The sequence below is a fragment of the Phenylobacterium sp. genome, from assembly GCF_028290885.1.
Lineage (GTDB): Bacteria > Pseudomonadota > Alphaproteobacteria > Caulobacterales > Caulobacteraceae > Phenylobacterium.
The window spans coordinates 1-2,540 of sequence record NZ_JAQGIZ010000052.1 but is presented as its reverse complement, the minus strand read 5'-3'; the positions used below and the strand labels follow the sequence as shown (position 1 = coordinate 2,540).

Genomic DNA, 2,540 nt, shown 5'->3' with positions numbered 1-2,540 from the left:
ATGGAGCTGATGCTGGCCGAGATCGACAAGCGCCGGTTCCTGGCGCCGATCCCCTGGCCGCTCGCGCGCCTGATCGGTGCGGCGGGCGATCTGGCGGGCGTGCTGATCGAGCCGCCGGTCACCTCCGACCAGGTGAAGCTGCTGAAGGCCGACAACGTCGTCAGCGGCGCCTATCCGGGCCTGACGGACCTGGGGATCGCGCCCACCACCCTGGAGGCGGTGCTGCCGAGCTATCTCTACCGGTACCGCAAGGGCGGCCAGTACGCCGACCAGGAAGACCGCGAACTGGCGGCCGTCTAACAGGGCGTTCAAACCCACAGAACATCGGTATATGCTCACGCCGAATGGGAGGCTTGGGCATGGGCGAGATCGTCACCGACTGGCCGCGCAAGACGCGCGAACTCCAGAACCACCACATGGATTCGACCGCCTGGAACGACTTCGCGTTCCGCGACGACGACGTCATCGTCTCGACCTACGGAAAGGCCGGCACGACCTGGGCGCAGCAGATCGTCGGCCAGCTGGTGTTCCAGGGCCGCGAAGACGTGATGATCAACGAGATCTCGCCGTGGTGGGACATGCGGATCATCCCGCCCGAGGTGCGCGCCGCCGTCGTCGCCCAGACGCACCGCCGGATCCTGAAGACCCATCTGCCGGCCGACGCCCTCGTCCTCTCGCCCAAGGCGAAATACCTCTACGTGGCCCGTGACGGCCGCGATGTGGTCTGGAGCTTCTACAACCATCACATGGGCTTCAAGGAAGAGGCCTACGCCCTGTTCAACGACACCCCGGGCCTGGTCGGCCCGCCGCTGCCGCATCCCGACCCCGACGTCCGGCGCTACTTCAACACCTGGCTGGAGCAGGACGGCTATCCGATGTGGTCGTTCTGGGAAAACACCAACAGCTGGTGGGCGCTGCGTCACCTGCCCAACGTCAAGCTGGTGCACTTCGCCCAGCTGAAGGCCGACCTGCCCGGCCAGATGCGGGAGATCGCCGACTTCCTCGACATCGACATCGCCGGGGCCAACTGGCCGACGATCGTCGAGCATTGCAGCTTCGCCTACATGAAGGCCCACTCCGATCGCTATGCGCCGCTGGGTGGGATGCCGTGGGAGGGCGGCAGCGACACCTTCATCAACAAGGGGACCAACGGCCGCTGGCGCGACGTGCTCTCGCCGGCCGAGAGCCTCGCCTACGAGCGCATGGCGGAGGAGAAGCTGGGCGCCGACTGCGCGCGCTGGCTGAAGACCGGCGAGCTCTAGCGCAGGGTCAGCAGGGCCAGGCCCACGCCGCCGATCGCGATCCTGAGCCAGCCGAAGGGCGCGTAACCCCTGCGGGTGACGATGGCCAGCATGGCGCGGATGACGCCCAGCGCCACGATGAAGGAGACCACGAAGCCGATGGCGACGAGGCCCATGTGGCCGTGGGCGAGCTCATGCCGGTTCTTCCACGCGTCGACCGTGAAGGCGCCGGCCATGGTCGGAATGGCCAGGAAGAAGGAGAACTCGGCAGCCGCGCGCTTCTCCACCCCCATCAGCATGGAGCCGACGATGGTCGCGCCCGAGCGCGAGACGCCGGGGATCATCGCCAGGCATTGGAAGAAGCCGATGACCAGCGAGGTGGGGAGCGGCAAGGCCATGGCGTCATCGCGGGTCGGATGCGGGGCGTAACGGTCGATCAGCAGCAGCACGACGCCGCCCAGGATCAGCGAGATGCAGATCACCCGCGGGCTCTCGAACAGCACCTGCTTGATCAGGTCGTGCAGCAGGACGCCCAGCACCGCCGCCGGCAGGAAGGCCACGATGACGCTGAGCGCGAAGCGGCGGGCGCGGGGGTCGGAGGGCAGGCGCAGGACCACATTCCACAGCCGGCTGAAATAGAGCACCACCACCGCCAGGATCGCGCCCAGCTGGATCAGGACGATGAAGGTGTCCCAGTTGACGTCCGTCAGGCCGAGCGCCTGCTTGGTGAGCAGCAGCATGCCCGTGGAGGAGACCGGGATGAACTCCGTCAGCCCTTCGACGATCCCCAGGACAACGGCGTAGATCCAGTCCGACATGACGCTCCCCGAAATGGCGGCCCCCCACCGCGGCTGCATTCAGGAATGGGGAACGATGGTGAAGAAGGCGTTTATCAGCCTTTGCCCTCGCCGCTGCCTATAGCGGCGTATATCCCTGTGGGGCAAACGGCAGTGGGAATTGAGGCATGACGTCGGCGGAAATCCGCCAACCGGACCTGAGCGCGGGCGTGCAGGAGGCCCTGCAGCGGGGCGACCGCAGGGGCGCGCTGGCCCTGGTGCTGGAGGCCGAGCGGTCGGCGCCGCAGGACATCGGGCTGAAGCTGCAGCGGGCGATGGTGAGCCGCGCCCTGGGCGACCTGGCCGGCGCGCTCGCCGCCCTCGACGAGGCGCTGAGCCTCGACCCGTACGATTACGTGGCCCTGCTCTCCAAGGGCGCGGTGGTCGAGCGGATGGGCGGGGAGCGCGCGGCCGCGGCGGTCTACAGGAACGCGCTTTCCATCGCCCCGCCGGACGACAAGCT

2 protein-coding genes and 2 pseudogenes are annotated in these 2,540 nt (G+C 67.8%); 3 read left to right on the top strand and 1 reads right to left on the bottom strand.

Going from position 1 to position 2,540, the window contains the following annotated elements; all coding sequences use genetic code 11:
- Together JWP28_RS04410 and JWP28_RS04405 are read left to right on the top strand one after the other, a co-directional pair.
- Nucleotides 1-300 (top strand): annotated as a pseudogene (locus JWP28_RS04410) (complex I NDUFA9 subunit family protein); the annotation flags it as partial.
- A 59-nt stretch (nt 301-359) separates the two neighbouring features.
- A complete protein-coding gene (locus JWP28_RS04405; RefSeq protein WP_299540407.1) occupies nt 360-1,262 on the top strand; it encodes a sulfotransferase domain-containing protein in 903 nt (300 codons plus the stop codon).
- On the opposite strand, the gene JWP28_RS04400 is transcribed toward JWP28_RS04405, so the two are convergent.
- Nucleotides 1,259-2,059, bottom strand: a complete 801-nt coding sequence (locus JWP28_RS04400; RefSeq protein WP_299540405.1) for an undecaprenyl-diphosphate phosphatase — start codon at nt 2,057-2,059, stop codon at nt 1,259-1,261. The genes JWP28_RS04405 and JWP28_RS04400 overlap by 4 nt on opposite strands.
- Before the next feature lie 146 nt (nt 2,060-2,205).
- On the opposite strand from JWP28_RS04400, the pseudogene JWP28_RS04395 reads away from it, so the two are divergent.
- Nucleotides 2,206-2,540: pseudogene (locus JWP28_RS04395) on the top strand (aspartyl beta-hydroxylase); the annotation flags it as partial.

Coding starts and splice junctions, on each gene's coding strand:
- JWP28_RS04405 (WP_299540407.1), top strand. CDS start 360: ATGGGCGAGATCGTCACCGACTGGCCGCGCAAGACGCGCGAACTCCAG.
- JWP28_RS04400 (WP_299540405.1), bottom strand. CDS start 2,059: ATGTCGGACTGGATCTACGCCGTTGTCCTGGGGATCGTCGAAGGGCTG.